Consider the following 13,383-nt stretch of genomic DNA (forward strand, 5'->3'; position numbering starts at 1 on the left):
TGGTTCCAGTAGTGGTCGGTATCAAGTCTCCACGAGGCTGATGTGTCCGACGTCACCCGGTCGTACGACGGCCATCCGGCCGTCACGGGAACGTCGGCGACCGCGCCATCATCGAACCGAACCCGACAATCGGCACGTCGGCCACCGGAAAGGCGGACCTCATGACCACCGACCCCTACGCCGTGCCACCGCACGGGCAGCCGGCGACGCCGGAGCCTTACCTCCAGCCTAGGCAAAGCAGCCGGGCGGTGCCCCGGGTGATCAGCGGGCTCGGCGGTTTCCTGCTCACGCCGGTCGCGCTCGGCGTGACCATCTACGGCGGCACGCTGGTCCAGCGGGGCTTCTCGCGCTCCCTGTCCATCAGCGAGGACCCGCTCGGCATCATCCTCCTGTTCCTGGGCGGCCTGCTCCTGCTCGGTGTGGCGTTCCTCGGGGCGTTGTCCGGACTCGGTCCGGTGCTGGGCGGGCTGGTGTGGGGTGTGCTGCCGGGCGTGGGGTTCCTCCTGAGCCCGCGCGACGTCATGAGCGTCATCTACGACGCCGGGGGCAGCGGCCTCGGTGTCGGCCTGGTGACCTGGCTGGTGATGGGCGCGCTGGTCGGGAGCGGTTTCCTGCTGATCGGGGCGGGTCTGGTGGGCACCCTCTCGCGCCGTCGTTCAAATCGCGTTTAGCGGGCTAAACGCGCTCCGCGGAGATCAAAGTGAACCGAAGGGGGCCGGCGTCCGTAGTCCGGGTCAGGGAGGTGACCCGCCCATGTCATCGCACCGGTACGTCGCGGAGTACGACGACGAGGACTACCAGGAGTACGGCGAGTACGAGCAACCCGAAAGCCCGCGAGACCCCCGGAGGCCGTACGAGGACGTCGAGTCGTACGAACCGTACGAGCCGTTCGACGACGACCTGGGCGCCGAAGACCCGCGCGCCGGCCGAGGTGTGCGGCGCGTCCTCAGCGGCGCGGGCGGCCTGATCCTGACGCCGGTCGCCCTCGGTCTGCTTGCCTGGGGCGGGCTGCGGCAGCAGATGCTCGTCCAGGCGACGCTCAGCACCCAGCGTGACGTCTTCAGCATCGGCCTGCTCGTGGGCGGCGGGATCCTCCTGCTGGCCGTCGGGCTGCTCGGCGCGCTCTCGGCGACCGGCCCGATCCTCGGCGGTCTCGTTTGGGGCGTCGCCCCCGGAGTGGCCACCATCGCCGTGCCCGAGTGGGGCTTCCGGCTGGTGAAACTGTTGCCGCAGAACGACGTCACCTACGGCGTCACGAGCTGGCTGTTCATCGGCGGCCTGCTCGCGACCGGTTTCCTCCTGATCGGCGCGGGCCTCGCGTCGAGACTCGCCCGGAGGCGCCGCTGAGCGGGCTGGGACCATCGGCGCATGGGTCTGTTCACCGTTCCCGAAGCCCGCGCCGAGCTCGCCCGGCTACGCCCGGTGCTCGACGAGCTCGTCCGTCTCCGCGCCGACGCGGCCGAGCTCGCCGCTTCCCTGCGCCCCGGCGGCCGGGAGACCTCGCTCGGCGGGATGCCGGAGTGGAAGGCCGCGCAGGCCCGGCTGGACGACCTGATGACCACCGTCCAGCGGACCGGTGCGGAGCTGAAGGGGTTCGCCCCGCTCCTGGTCGACTTCCCCGCCGAGCTCGACGGCGTCGACGTCCTGCTGTGCTGGCTCGAAGGCGACCCGGAGCTGTGCTGGTATCACCGCGTCGACCTGGGTTTCGCCGGGCGGCGGCGCCTCCCGGATAGGGTCTCGGTCGTGAGCGAGGAGATCGCGGCCGGGCTGTTCGACGGCATCGCCGCGCACTATGACGAAGACACCTTCCACGGCCTTGTCGCCGACGCGCTCGTCGACGGTCTCGGCAGCACCGCGCCCGAGCGTGTTCTCGACGTCGCGACCGGGACCGGGGTGGCCGCGTTCGCCGCGTTGCGCCTCGAGCCGGGCGAAGTGCTGGCGATCGACATCTCACCGGGCATGATCGCCCAGGCCGAGGCGAAGGCGGCGACGCACGATCCCGGCAAGCGCATCACCTGGCAGGTCGCCTCCGCGGTCCCGTCGCCGGTGGAGGACGAGGGCGCGGACGCCGTGCTGTGCGCGTCCTCGCTGCATTTCCTCGGCGCGGCCGCCCTGCGCGACTGGCTGCGTGCGTTGCGCCCGGGCGGACGGGTCGGATTCAGTCTGCCGATCGCGTCGGCGTTCCGGCCGTCGGAGGCGTTCGCCGCGATCGTCCCCGCCGACCTGAAGCTGCCGGAGACCGAGGACGACGCGGCGGACCTGGCCGCCGAAGCCGGCTTCACCGAGGTGACGGTGAAGCGGCTCGACGTCGAGTCCGACGATCGGGTCCGGTCGGTGTTCGTGGTGCACGCGACCAGGCCCTGAGGCTTACAGCGGCGCGAAGAACGGCACGCACTTCGGCGCGGGTGCGTTCTCCGGGTCGAGCGCCTTGAGGATCAGGCCCGTCACGTTGGGGTCGATCGCCTGGCTGAGATGCCCGGAAACGTCCACGCCACACCGGTCCTGCAACACGATGTCGGTCGTGCCCGGCTCGCCGAGCACACCGCTGGTGTACGGCGTGACCACTCGATCGTGCCGGCTCACGATGCTCGTGTACGTCGGCCCAGGCACGCTCACCCCACCGCGGGCGAGGTCGTCGAGAAACGCCGATGGCGCGAGGTATTCACGGCACGCCCCGCAGACGCCGTCGGCGAGCAGGTCGATCCCGGGCAGCGACAGCACGGCCTTCGCCAGCTCGGAGAACCCGTTGAGCGACGTGCCCTTGAAGTTCGAGCCGAAGCCGACGAAATGCTTCACCTTCTCCGCGCCTCCCTCGAATTTGAGGTAGTACGCGGGCATCGTCGTCCCCTCGGAATGCCCGACGATGTCGACCTTGTCCGCGCCGGTGCTCGTGCGCACGCGGTCGACGAACGCGCCGAGTTCGGCCGCGCTCTTCCGCATCGAAGCGAGCCCGCCGAACAACTGTCCACCCAGGACGGTCGATCCGTAGGTCAGCGAATAGACGCAGTAACCGGCGTCCTTGAGCTTCGGCGCGTGGTAGAACCAGTTGGTCGTCGCGTTGCCGCCGAGGCCGTGCACCAGCACCACCGGCTCGGGATGGCTCGCGCTCGGCCGGCACGACCAGTCGTTCCAACCGCTCGACGGCGCCGCGCTCGCCACCGCCGGGACGGCGATCGTGAACGTCAAGGCCGCGACAAGCGTGGTGAGGATCCGAGCCCGCATCCCTGCCTCCGGTTACTCGTCAGTATGTGATGCGAGTCATCATGCGTCACAAACCGACGAGCCGAACCGGGAGAACGACCAGACTTACGCGTCGCCTCTTGTGACGGATCACAACGGCAGCAGTACGCGCCTTTCGATCGGACTGGACATGACGATCGACGTCGTCGTGGCGCCGAGCGCGGACAGGTCCTCCAGTAGTTCTTCCAGGTGGCTCGTGTCCCGCACGGCGATCTTCAGGATCCAGCAGTCCTCGCCCACCACATGGTGCAGTTCGAGGATTTCGGGGCGGTCCATGATCTTCCGCGTCCGCGGATGCCGGACGGTGAACCCGCTGTGCGGCGCCATCCGCACGAACGCCCGCAGCCCGAGACCGATCCCGGACGGCGACACGAGTGCCGCGTAGCCGGTGATCGTGCCGTCGGCTTCGAGGCGTTTGACGCGTTCGCCGACGGCCGCGGGGCTCAGCGAGACACGGCGCCCGAGTTCGCTCAGGGTGATGCGGCCTTCCTCCTGGAGGAGTTCGAGAAGTCGCCGATCGATCACGTCCAGTGAGCTTTCAGTGGATCCTCGATTCGACCGAGAATCTTTCTGCGATTCCGCCGTTTCACCCATGCTTTCCCCTTCAAACACCTGGATCACCACCGTAACACTGGTGAACATGAAGAAAGTGCTCGTTCTCGGCGGAAGCCGGTACTTCGGCCGCGGGGTGGTCGAGCGGCTCCGTGATGCCGGAATGGACGTCACCGTCCTCAACCGCGGCTCCACCCCCGCGCCGTCCGGCGTCGCGCATTTGATCGCCGACCGCGACGACGAAGCCGGACTCAAGGCCGCGGTGGGTTCCCGTGCGTTCGACGTCGTGCTCGACCAGGTCTGCTACACGCCGGTCCAGGCGGAGATCGCGCGCCGCGTCCTGCGCGCGGACCGCTACGTGATGACGTCCACGATCGAGGTCTACGACCAGGTCCGGACCGAGACCCCGATGACCGAAGCGCTGCTCACCCCGGCGACCGTCGACCTCGAACTTCCCGAGTACGAGTACGGCGAAGGCAAACGGCAGGCCGAAGCGGTCTTCTCGGCGGGAGACACACCGTTCGTCCCGGTACGCGTCGCGCACGTCCTCGGTGGCGAAGACTTCACCGGGCGGCTGCGGCATTACGTCGAACGGCTGGACGCCGGGGACGCCGTGGACATCCACGCGGATCCGCGCCCCTCGACGTTCATCCACGCGCGTGAAATCGCGGACTTCCTGACCTGGGCCACGCTCGCGGACTTCACCGGCCCGGTCAACGCGGGTTCGCACGGCGCACTGTCGGTGCTCGATCTCGCCGCCGCCATCAGCGCGGAGCCGGAGTTCCGGGTCGTCGAGCAGGACGCCTCGCCGTTCTCCTTCGACCGCTACGCCGTCTTGGACACTTCGCGCGCGACCGGCCTCGGCTTCTCCTTCTCCACCACCACCGACTGGCTCGGCGAAGCCGTCGAAGAACTCAGAAAGGCTTGACCCCCATGCGTTACCGCAGCATCGGAGACGTCGAAGTGAGCGCGATCGGCCTTGGCGCGATGCCGCTTTCGATCGAAGGCCGGCCGGATCGCGACCGCGCGATCGCCACCGTCCACGCCGCTCTCGACGCCGGGGTCACGCTGATCGACACGGCCGACTCCTACCACTGGCACGCGGACGAGATCGGCCACAACGAGGAGCTGATCGCCGCCGCACTGGCCGTCCACAGTGGAGCGGACGCGGTGCTCGTCGCGACCAAGGGCGGCCGTGGCCGTCCCGGTGACGGCTCATGGACCGTCACCGGGACTCCAACGCACCTCAAGAACGCCTGCGAGGGCTCGCTGAAACGGCTCGGCGTCGACGCGATCGGGCTCTACCAGCTGCACAAGCCCGACGAGAACGTGCCGTGGGCGGAGTCCGTCGGCGCGATCAAGGAACTGGCCGACGAAGGCAAGATCCGGCTCGCCGGGATCTCCAACGTGTCCCGGGCACAGATCCTCGAAGCACGGGAGATCCTCGGCGAGACACTGGTTTCGGTGCAGAACGAGCACGCGCCCGCGCACCTGGTGCACGAACCGGAGCTGGCACTGTGCACCGAACTCGGGCTCGCGTATCTGCCGTGGGGCCCGCTCCGCGGGATCGGCGCGGAATTCCGTGCCGTGGCGGAGGAACGCGGCGTCAGCCCCCAGCAAGTGTGCCTGGCCTGGCTGCTCGCGAAATCGCCGTCGATGATCGCGATCCCCGGCTCGACGAGGCCCGCCACGATCCGCGATTCGGCGGCCGCGGCCGATCTCGTGCTCACCGCCGAGGAGCTGGCCCGCCTGCCGTGATCAGGCGCCGGCCACCAGCGCCACGCCCAGGCCGATCATCGTCGCGGCGACCAGGCCGTCCAGCACGCGCCACGACGACGGTTTGCGGAAGAACCCGCTGAGCAGCCGCGCGCCGAAACCGAGCGCGAGGAACCAGAGCACGCTGGCCGACACGGCACCGACCCCGAACGCCCATCGGTCGCTGCCGTGCCCGGCCGCGATCGCGCCGAGCAGGAGGAGGGTGTCGAGGTAGACGTGCGGGTTCAGCCACGTGATCGCCAGCGTGGTCAGCACGATGCGGCGCAGCGATCCGCCGGTCTCCGGGCCGCCGGTCTCCAGCGCGGCCGGTTTGAACGCGCGGCGGGCCGCGAGAGCGCCGTAGCAAAGCAGGAAGGCGCCACCGATCAGAGCGACAACGGTCAACGCTTCGGGTGACGTCCCCACCAGCGCGCCGACCCCGCCGACGCCGAGACTGACCAGGATGGCGTCCGAGAAGATGCAGATCAGCACCACCACGAGCACTGCCTCGCGACGGATGCCCTGGCGCAGCACGAACGCGTTCTGGGCGCCGATCGCGACGATGAGGGCCATGGTGGCGCCGAATCCGGCACCCAGGCTGAACAGAACGTCTCCCATACGGACCAGGCTAGGAAGCCGATCGTCAACAGTACAGCTAAAGATTCTTACGTAAGATTAGCGCTCGTGATGAGAGATCTGCCCCTCGACCTGGTCCGCACGCTGCTGGTGGTCGCCGACGAAGGCACGTTCGACGCGGCGGCGTCGGCGCTGCACGTGACGCCGTCGGCGATCAGCCAGCGCGTCAAGGCGCTCGAACAGCGCACCGGCCTCGTCCTGCTCATCCGCACGAAACCGGTGCGGCTGACCGAATCCGGGCAGGCGGTGGTGCGGTTCGGCCGTCAGATGGCCCTGCTGGAGGCCGACACCCGGGCCGAACTCGGCCTGACCGCCGGCGACGAACCGGTCCGGCTGCCGATCGCGGTGAACGCGGATTCGCTGGCGACCTGGTTCCTTCCCGCGCTCACGCGGGTGCCGCCGGAGCAGAAGATCTGCTTCGAACTGCATCGCGAAGACCAGGACCACACCACGACCCTGCTGCGGGAGGGCCTGGTGATGGCCGCCGTGACGTCGTCACCCGATCCGGTCGCGGGGTGTTCGGTGCACCGGCTCGGGCACATGCGCTACCTGGCCCTCGTGAGCCCGGCGCTCGGCACGGACCTCGACCTCGCCGAAGCACCCGTCGTCGTCTTCGACCGTCGTGACGACCTTCAGGACCGCTTCGCGCGCGAGCGCGGCACGATCGCGAGCTCGCTGCGGCACTACGTCCCGTCGTCCGAAGGGTTCTTCGACGCCGTCGCGGCCGGCATGGGCTGGGGCATGGTGCCGCTCGCGCAGATCGGTGACCGCCTGCGCGACGGCACCTTCGCCTGCCTGGACCCGGATCACCCGATCGACGTACCGCTGTTCTGGCAGCAGTGGAAACTCGACTCCCCCGCGCTGGCTGCGGTGTCGGACGCCGTCACCACGGCGGCCGCGGACCTGCTGGTGGACCCACACGGATGAGGACGCGCGCACCGGGCCGCTCGTGAGATCCTGGGCGCATGACGCGCGCATTGCACCTGGTCGGAGACGAGGAAGCGGACCGGCTGCTCACCGAAGACCCGTTCGCGCTGCTCGTCGGGATGCTCCTCGACCAGCAGTTCCCGATGGAACACGCGTTCCGCGGCCCGCAGAAGATCGCGGACCGGATGGACGGTTTCGACATCAAGAAGATCCACGCGATGGACACCGAGACCTTCGTCGAACTGTGCGTGGTGCCGCCCGCGATCCACCGCTACGGCGGCTCGATGGCGCGCCGGGTGAAGGATCTCGCCCAGCACGTCGTCGAGGTCTACGACGGCGACGCGGCCGGGATCTGGACCGCCGGGCGGCCCAAACCGGACGGCCCCGAAGTCCTCAAGCGGCTCAAGGCGCTGCCCGGCTACGGCGACCAGAAGGCCGCGATCTTCCTCGCGCTGCTCGGCAAGCAGCTCGGCGTGCAGCCCAAGGGCTGGCGTGCCGCCGCGGGTGCGTACGGCGACCGCGGCTCACGACGTTCGATCGCCGACGTCGTCGACGCGAAGACGCTCGGCGAGGTGCGCGCGTTCAAGAAGGCGGCGAAGGCGGCCGCCAAGGCTCCGGCGAAGTAGCTACTTCTTCCCGGCTCCCGGCCACGGCCCCGGCGTCTCGGCGGGCAGTTCGGCCTGCTCGACCTCGGTGCGGAACAGCCGGAAGCCACGCGCCTGGTAGTTCTTGAGCGCGGCCGGGCCATCGGTGGTGCAGGTGTGGACCGTGACGCGGCGCGCCGGCGTCTTGCCCGGCCAGCGCTCCGCGAGCGCCCACGCCTCCCGCAGCGCGACGGTCAGCAGATGCCCTCCGAGGCCCTTGCCGACGAAGGACGACATAAGTCCGAAGTACGCGAGTTCGACTTCGCCCTCGACAGTGCCGTCGAGCTCGAAGTAGCCGCACGGCGTCCCCTGCGCGTACGCCACCCAGGTCTCGACGCCCGGCCTGTCCAGCCACTCGATCCACTGATCCCACGACCAGCCGAGCCGGTCGATCCAGAACCAGTCGCCGCCGACCGCGGTGTAGAGGTAGCGGTTCAGCTCCGGGCTGACCAGCTCGGCGCGGGTGACCGTCACCGGGATCGCGGGCGGCTTCGCCGCGCTCAGGTCGTCCGGCGAGGTCTGTTCGAGGTGCCAGGTCGTGATCTCCATACGGCGATCATTTCAGCCAGACCCGCAGCGGCCCCAGCGCCGTGTAGCCGTCGCGAAGGGCGGCGTCGAGATCTTCGCCGCGTTCGTAGCCGGTGATCGGCAAGCCGGGGAAGCTCGCCGAGACGGCCGAGGTCGCGCCGCGCCAGGCCTCATCCAGGTCGCCTTGAGTGTACAAATTGGACAGTCCAGCGAAGCCGCCGTCACGATTGGCCGTCACCCCGGCGACGCCGTTCGACCACACGGCGACGGACGGATCGCCGTACTGGTCGTCGACTCGGGCCCAGTCCGGTTCGAGCGGCACGTCGGCCATCCGCGCGATCCACGTCGCCTCGAAGAGCACCTCGAAACCTTCGCGCGCGAGATCCAGGCAGGCGAAACTGTCCTTCACCGCGCAGCCCGGCGAGGTGTCGATCCCGTCCAGTACCTCCGCGACCGTCGCGTCGGGAGCCAGGGTCACCGCGTCGGGGTACAGCGGCGGCGTCCGGATCGGCGACTTCCAGACGCGGGTGGTGAAGGTGCCCGTCCGGCACACCACATCGCACCAGCGGGCGTTGACGCGCGCGGCGTCGGCTACACCCGCGCGAACCACAGCACGTCCGGTTCTCCTTGCGGCACCGGGATCTTCAGCTCCCGCACCTCGCCGAACCGCGCCCGCAACCGTTTCGCGAACGACGGGACCGACTCGGCGCTCCACACCGCGAGCACGCCACCCGGCCGCAACCGCGCGGTGAGCATGTCGAGACCGGCGCCGGAATACAGCTTCGCGTTGCCGTCGGTGACCGTCCACTCAGGACCGTTGTCGATGTCGAGACACAGCGCGTCGAACCGCTCTTCCGTCCGGCGCAACCATTTCACCAGATCGGCCTCGACAACGGTGACCCGTTCGTCGGACAGGGCGTCGTCGTGGACGTCCTTGAGCGGGCCCTCGCGGTTCCAGCCGATCACGGCGGGCTCGCGCTCGACGACCACGACCTCGCCGACACCGGGGTGATCCAGCGCGGCGCGCAGCGAATAGCCGACCCCGAGGCCGCCGATCAGCATCCGTACCTTGCCCGGCACCAGATCCGCGGCCACCGAGACGAGCAACCGTTCGGATTCACCGTTACGGGTGTCCATCAGGAAGACGCCGTTGGCGATGACCTCGAAATCGCCGCCCGCCCGGCGGAGTACCAGTTCGCCGCTCTTCCCGGCCACCTTGTCGAGTACGTCGGTCATCCGGGCAGCCTATCGGCGACGGTCACAGCAAGCCCGCCAATTTGTACAACACCAGACTGCCCGCGACGGCGACGTTGAGACTCGCGCCAGTGCCCACCATCGGGATTTCGACGACGGTGTCGAGAAGGTCCAGCGCTTCCGGCGGAATCCCCTGCTGCTCATGGCCGAGCACGGCGATCGTCCGCCCTCGCGCGGGCGGGAGATCGGCGAGGCGCACGGCCTCGTCGGCGAGTTCGACGCCGACGATCGCCGTGCCCGCCGCCTTCTCCCGCGTCAGCCAGCCGGGTGGATCGTGCACCCAGTGCACACAAGCCGGACGCCGCAACGTGTTCCCGCGGCGCAGCGCCTCCGGCACCCAGGGAAACCTCGGTACGGCAAGGCAAGCGCCTACGGCGTCGCAGGTCCGCAGCAGGGTGCCGAGGTTCGCGCCGTGCAGCGGCCACAGCGGTGCCGCGACGAGATGCCCCCAGCAGGAATGGGATTTCCTTCTTCTGGCCGCACGCAGCTCCGAGGGCGTGCGGACCCGGATCGACGGGCTCACCGGACGTGAGGCGTCGCGCCTCCAAGGATTTCGAGGATCATGCCGACACTGTAGCGGGATCACTCCGACGCTCCTAACCTTGAAACGTCGGAGGTGGTTCTCATGCAGGCGACCGTCGGAGACGAGATCCACGTGCACGGACGCACGGTGGGCTCGGCCGAACAACGCGGCGAGATCCTCGAGGTACGCGGCGAACACGGTGCCCCGCCGTATCTCGTCCGGTTCGCGGACGGACACGAAGGGCTGGTCTTCCCCGGCCCCGACTGCGAAGTCCAGACACGCGCCGAGTAGCCGTCACTCGGCCATGGCGGGCTGCTTCACGCGGCTCCGCCAGCCCGCCACGACCACGGCCGCGCCGAGCGCGGTCAGCACCGCCGCGATCTCGGGCAGCAGGAGCGGCCCGCCGCCGCTGAGCACCGCTCCCCCGACCAGGCCGGAGAGGCCGACGCCGAGGTAGATCGCGGACGCGTTGAGCGAGAGCACGAGTCCGGCGTTCTGCTTGGACAGCTCGATCAGCCGGTGCTGGATCGGCGGGTTGACCGACCAGGTGGCCAGCCCCCAGAGGAAGAGGACGACGGCCGCGCCCGCGACGGTGGTCGCCACCAGCGGCAGCATCGCGAGCACCACGGTGATCCCGCCGAACACGATCAGCAGCGGTCCCCTGGCGCCCCAGCGGTCGGTGGCGCGGCCGCCGAGGACGTTGCCGAGCGCGCCGCCCGCGCCGTAGACGAACAGCAGCAGGCTGACCGTCGTGCCGTGGATACCCGCGGTGGCCGACAGGACCGGCGAGATGAAGGTGTAGACGGAGAACGCGGCGAGGCAGCCGAGCACGGTCGCGCCGAGCATGGCGAGCACGCGCGGGTCCTTGGCGACGGTGAACCGTTCGGCCAGCCGGACCGGGGGCGGCGCCGGGACGGCGGGCAGGACCAGCCGGACGGCGAAGGCGCCGAGAAGCGAGAAGGCCGCGACGAGCGCGAAGACGGCCTGGTAGCCGACGCTCTGCGAAAGGACACTGCCGAGCGGGACGCCCAGGATCGTCGCGACGGTGAGCCCGCCGAAGACGAGCGCGACCGCGCGGCCCCGGCGTTCCGGCGCGGTGAGTTCGGCGGCGACGGCGCTCGCGGCCGGGGTGAAGACCGCCGCGCCGATCGCGGTGACGACCCGCGCGAGGAGCAGGGTCACGTAGCCGGGCGCGAGGGCGGCGAGCGCGTTGCCGACGGCGGTGACGACGAGCGCGGCGACCAGGAGCGTGCGGCGCTCCCAGCGGCCGGTGACCGCGGCGAACAGTGGCGAACCGACCGCGTACGCGATGGCGAAGGCGGTGACCAGCTGGGCGGCGGCCGTCTCGGAGACGGCGAGCTCGCCGGTCAGCGCCGGCAGCAGCCCGGCGACGACGTAGCCGCTGGTGCCGACCGCGAAGGTGCCGAGCGCCAGCACCGCGGTCCTGGGTGGTGCGAAAGTCATGACTCCCCAGCTCCAGACCCCGCGGATCGCGTTTTGCCCGCTAAACGCAGGTCGGCGCCGGATCGCGGTTCGCCCGCGAAAGGCGACACGGGGTCGTTGTTCGATGGTTGTCGTAGTTCGATGGTGACCGTACTACGGATACGCGGGAAGTTCGAGAGGCGTCGTACTATGGACGGATGACCGCGACGCAGCAGTACGTCTACCCCGATCGGGACGAGATCCGGATCGAGGCGGTCCTCGCCGCGCTCGCGGACCCGGTCCGGCTCGACATGGTCCGCCAGCTGGCCGACGCCGGCTCCGAGATCTCGTGCAGCGGTTTCGACGTCGCCGTGACCAAGTCCACACTCACCCATCACCTGCGCACACTGCGCGAAGCGGGCATCATCTTGGGCCGCCAGCAGGGCACCGCCCGCTACAACTCCTTGCGTCGCAACGATCTCGACGAGCTCTTCCCCGGACTGCTCCAGGGCGTGCTCGCCGCCCGCCGCTGAGGGTGGTCAGCCTCACCCGAAACCGGGATGACAAACGCCCCCTCGATCCGTTGAACTGGACGCAGGACAGCTCGTCGACGCTGGGGCCGCACGCGCTGTCTTCTTTTGTGCCCGAGACCTAAATCGATTCAGCTCCCCATCCGCGACGCTGGGCGAGTAATCGTTTACTCACGTACGACCCTCGAAGGGAGAGCCGTGCCCGTCGCGCTGCTCGCGCTCGCCATCGGTGCCTTCGGCATCGGGACCACCGAATTCGTCATGATGGGCGTGCTGCCCGAAGCCGCCGCCGACTTCGGCGTGTCGATCCCGTCCGCCGGTTACCTCATCTCCGGCTACGCCCTCGGCGTCGTGGTCGGCGCCCCGCTGCTCACCGCCGCCGCCGTCCGGCTGCCACGCAAGACGATGCTGCTGGCGATGATGGGGCTGTTCACGCTCGGCAACACCCTCTTCGCGCTCTCGCCGAACCAGGAGTTCGGTGTCGCGTTCCGCTTCCTCGCCGGCCTGCCGCACGGCGCGTTCTTCGGCGCCGGAGCGGTCGTCGCGTCCAGCCTGGCCAAGCCGGGCGAACGCGCGAAGGCCGTCTCGATGATGTTCCTGGGCCTGACCCTGGCCAACGTCGTCGGCGTGCCGCTGGGCACTTTGCTCGGCCAGAAGGTCGGCTGGCGCGCGACCTTCGGCGTCGTCGCCGTGATCGGCCTGATCGCCATGGCCGCGATCGCGAAACTGGTCCCCCACCAGGGCAAACCGGCCGAGCCGTCGCTGCGCGGCGAACTCGGCGCCTTCCGCCGTCCGCAGGTGTGGCTCGCCCTCGCGATCGTCACCTTCGGCCTCGGCGGCGTGTTCGCCTGCCTGTCCTACATCGCGCCGATGCTGACCGACGTCACCGGCTACTCGCCGTCGAACGTCACCCTGCTGCTCTCGCTGGCCGGGGTCGGCATGACGATCGGTAACATCCTCGGCGGCAGGCTCGCCGACAAGGCGCTGATGCCGAGCCTCTACGTCTCGCTGTTGGGCCTGGCCGCGGTGCTGGCGATCTTCACCTTCACCGCGAACGGCAAGGTCGGCGCGGCGGTGACGATCTTCTTCGTCGGCCTCGCCGGGTTCATGATCGGCCCGATGATGCAGGCGCGGATCATGGAGAAGGCGGGCGGGACGCCGTCGCTGGTCTCCGCGGCCGTGCAGTCGGCGTTCAACATCGCGAACTCGATCGGCGCCTACCTGGGCGGATTGGTGATCGCGGGCGGCTTCGGCCTGGTCGCGCCGAACTGGGTCGGTGCGTTGCTGGCCGTCCTGGGGCTCTCGCTGGCCGTCGTGTCCGGCGGCATGGACCGCCGCGAAGCACGCCTGGCGCCCGCGATGGCGTCCTGAC

At 69.7% G+C, this 13,383-nt stretch carries 18 protein-coding genes; 10 read left to right on the plus strand and 8 right to left on the minus strand.

Features of this window, described 5'->3' with window-relative positions:
• The first annotated feature begins 161 nt into the window (after positions 1–161).
• The 3 genes from ED92_RS01950 to ED92_RS01960 all read left to right on the plus strand — a co-directional run bounded on the left by ED92_RS01950 (position 162) and on the right by ED92_RS01960 (position 2,364).
• On the plus strand, positions 162–671 hold the full coding sequence (locus ED92_RS01950) for a hypothetical protein (RefSeq protein WP_235213175.1): 510 nt from the start codon (positions 162–164) through the stop codon (positions 669–671).
• An 82-nt stretch (positions 672–753) separates the two neighbouring features.
• Positions 754–1,347 (plus strand): hypothetical protein, encoded by a 594-nt coding sequence (locus ED92_RS01955; protein ID WP_037332465.1) that lies wholly within the window; start codon positions 754–756, stop codon positions 1,345–1,347.
• 21 nt (positions 1,348–1,368) lie between these two features.
• On the plus strand, positions 1,369–2,364 hold the full coding sequence (locus ED92_RS01960; RefSeq protein WP_037332470.1) for a DUF2203 family protein: 996 nt from the start codon (positions 1,369–1,371) through the stop codon (positions 2,362–2,364).
• A 3-nt stretch (positions 2,365–2,367) separates the two neighbouring features.
• Here the strand turns inward: ED92_RS01960 and ED92_RS01965 are convergent, their stop codons facing one another.
• The gene (locus ED92_RS01965) at positions 2,368–3,222 is read right to left on the minus strand and encodes a triacylglycerol lipase (RefSeq protein WP_037332472.1); all 855 of its coding nucleotides are present in this window, start codon (positions 3,220–3,222) and stop codon (positions 2,368–2,370) included.
• Between the two features lie 108 nt (positions 3,223–3,330).
• Entirely contained in the window at positions 3,331–3,765 is a 435-nt protein-coding gene (locus ED92_RS01970) for an Lrp/AsnC family transcriptional regulator (protein WP_200882661.1), read from the minus strand.
• A 115-nt stretch (positions 3,766–3,880) separates the two neighbouring features.
• Between ED92_RS01970 and ED92_RS01975 the strand changes: the two genes are divergently transcribed.
• Positions 3,881–4,720 (plus strand): NAD-dependent epimerase/dehydratase family protein, encoded by an 840-nt coding sequence (locus ED92_RS01975; RefSeq protein WP_037332473.1) that lies wholly within the window; start codon positions 3,881–3,883, stop codon positions 4,718–4,720.
• A gap of 5 nt (positions 4,721–4,725) precedes the next feature.
• Complete coding sequence (locus ED92_RS01980; protein WP_037332474.1) at positions 4,726–5,550, plus strand: aldo/keto reductase; 825 nt, start codon at positions 4,726–4,728, stop codon at positions 5,548–5,550.
• On the opposite strand, the gene ED92_RS01985 is transcribed toward ED92_RS01980, so the two are convergent.
• Complete coding sequence (locus ED92_RS01985; RefSeq protein ID WP_037332475.1) at positions 5,551–6,165, minus strand: LysE/ArgO family amino acid transporter; 615 nt, start codon at positions 6,163–6,165, stop codon at positions 5,551–5,553.
• 66 nt (positions 6,166–6,231) lie between these two features.
• Between ED92_RS01985 and ED92_RS01990 the strand changes: the two genes are divergently transcribed.
• Positions 6,232–7,110 (plus strand): LysR family transcriptional regulator ArgP, encoded by an 879-nt coding sequence (locus tag ED92_RS01990; RefSeq protein WP_037332476.1) that lies wholly within the window; start codon positions 6,232–6,234, stop codon positions 7,108–7,110.
• 38 nt (positions 7,111–7,148) lie between these two features.
• Positions 7,149–7,736: an HhH-GPD-type base excision DNA repair protein gene (locus ED92_RS01995; protein ID WP_016331228.1), complete on the plus strand. Its 588-nt coding sequence runs from the start codon at positions 7,149–7,151 to the stop codon at positions 7,734–7,736.
• On the opposite strand, the gene ED92_RS02000 is transcribed toward ED92_RS01995, so the two are convergent.
• From ED92_RS02000 to ED92_RS02015, 4 genes are read right to left on the minus strand one after another with little or no spacing between them, the layout of a single operon-like run.
• Positions 7,737–8,303, minus strand: a complete 567-nt coding sequence (locus tag ED92_RS02000) for a GNAT family N-acetyltransferase (RefSeq protein ID WP_037332478.1) — start codon at positions 8,301–8,303, stop codon at positions 7,737–7,739. It lies immediately after the preceding gene.
• Positions 8,304–8,310: 7 nt separating this feature from the next.
• On the minus strand, positions 8,311–8,892 hold the full coding sequence (locus ED92_RS02005; RefSeq protein WP_037332482.1) for a hypothetical protein: 582 nt from the start codon (positions 8,890–8,892) through the stop codon (positions 8,311–8,313).
• Positions 8,874–9,518: a spermidine synthase gene (locus ED92_RS02010; protein ID WP_037332483.1), complete on the minus strand. Its 645-nt coding sequence runs from the start codon at positions 9,516–9,518 to the stop codon at positions 8,874–8,876. Before ED92_RS02010 ends, ED92_RS02005 begins: the two co-directional genes overlap by 19 nt.
• Positions 9,519–9,540: 22 nt before the next feature.
• Positions 9,541–10,059 carry a TrmH family RNA methyltransferase gene (locus ED92_RS02015; protein WP_228694728.1) on the minus strand — a complete coding sequence of 173 codons (519 nt, stop codon included), beginning with the start codon at positions 10,057–10,059 and terminating at the stop codon, positions 9,541–9,543.
• Between the two features lie 102 nt (positions 10,060–10,161).
• Here ED92_RS02015 and ED92_RS02020 point away from each other — a divergent pair, with 102 nt between their 5' ends.
• Positions 10,162–10,350 (plus strand): DUF1918 domain-containing protein, encoded by a 189-nt coding sequence (locus ED92_RS02020; RefSeq protein WP_037332488.1) that lies wholly within the window; start codon positions 10,162–10,164, stop codon positions 10,348–10,350.
• 3 nt (positions 10,351–10,353) lie between these two features.
• On the opposite strand, the gene ED92_RS02025 is transcribed toward ED92_RS02020, so the two are convergent.
• Entirely contained in the window at positions 10,354–11,523 is a 1,170-nt protein-coding gene (locus ED92_RS02025; RefSeq protein WP_037332489.1) for an MFS transporter, read from the minus strand.
• A 176-nt stretch (positions 11,524–11,699) separates the two neighbouring features.
• Between ED92_RS02025 and ED92_RS02030 the strand changes: the two genes are divergently transcribed.
• Together ED92_RS02030 and ED92_RS02035 are read left to right on the plus strand one after the other, a co-directional pair.
• Positions 11,700–12,014, plus strand: a complete 315-nt coding sequence (locus ED92_RS02030; RefSeq protein WP_037332490.1) for a helix-turn-helix transcriptional regulator — start codon at positions 11,700–11,702, stop codon at positions 12,012–12,014.
• A gap of 195 nt (positions 12,015–12,209) precedes the next feature.
• On the plus strand, positions 12,210–13,382 hold the full coding sequence (locus tag ED92_RS02035) for an MFS transporter (RefSeq protein ID WP_037332491.1): 1,173 nt from the start codon (positions 12,210–12,212) through the stop codon (positions 13,380–13,382).
• The last annotated feature ends 1 nt before the right edge of the window (position 13,383 follow it).

This window comes from Amycolatopsis sp. MJM2582, assembly GCF_000754115.1.
GTDB classification, from domain to species: Bacteria; Actinomycetota; Actinomycetes; order Mycobacteriales; family Pseudonocardiaceae; genus Amycolatopsis; species Amycolatopsis japonica.

Excerpts from the sequence above, each read along its gene's own strand:
- ED92_RS01975 (WP_037332473.1), top strand. The coding sequence starts at position 3,881 with ATGAAGAAAGTGCTCGTTCTCGGCGGAAGCCGGTACTTCGGCCGCGGG.
- ED92_RS01950 (WP_235213175.1), top strand. The coding sequence starts at position 162 with ATGACCACCGACCCCTACGCCGTGCCACCGCACGGGCAGCCGGCGACG.
- ED92_RS02020 (WP_037332488.1), top strand. The coding sequence starts at position 10,162 with ATGCAGGCGACCGTCGGAGACGAGATCCACGTGCACGGACGCACGGTG.
- ED92_RS02000 (WP_037332478.1), bottom strand. The coding sequence starts at position 8,303 with ATGGAGATCACGACCTGGCACCTCGAACAGACCTCGCCGGACGACCTG.
- ED92_RS02030 (WP_037332490.1), top strand. The coding sequence starts at position 11,700 with ATGACCGCGACGCAGCAGTACGTCTACCCCGATCGGGACGAGATCCGG.
- ED92_RS01985 (WP_037332475.1), bottom strand. The coding sequence starts at position 6,165 with ATGGGAGACGTTCTGTTCAGCCTGGGTGCCGGATTCGGCGCCACCATG.
- ED92_RS02010 (WP_037332483.1), bottom strand. The coding sequence starts at position 9,518 with ATGACCGACGTACTCGACAAGGTGGCCGGGAAGAGCGGCGAACTGGTA.
- ED92_RS01965 (WP_037332472.1), bottom strand. The coding sequence starts at position 3,222 with ATGCGGGCTCGGATCCTCACCACGCTTGTCGCGGCCTTGACGTTCACG.
- ED92_RS01980 (WP_037332474.1), top strand. The coding sequence starts at position 4,726 with ATGCGTTACCGCAGCATCGGAGACGTCGAAGTGAGCGCGATCGGCCTT.
- ED92_RS01960 (WP_037332470.1), top strand. The coding sequence starts at position 1,369 with ATGGGTCTGTTCACCGTTCCCGAAGCCCGCGCCGAGCTCGCCCGGCTA.
- ED92_RS01995 (WP_016331228.1), top strand. The coding sequence starts at position 7,149 with ATGACGCGCGCATTGCACCTGGTCGGAGACGAGGAAGCGGACCGGCTG.
- ED92_RS02025 (WP_037332489.1), bottom strand. The coding sequence starts at position 11,523 with ATGACTTTCGCACCACCCAGGACCGCGGTGCTGGCGCTCGGCACCTTC.
- ED92_RS01955 (WP_037332465.1), top strand. The coding sequence starts at position 754 with ATGTCATCGCACCGGTACGTCGCGGAGTACGACGACGAGGACTACCAG.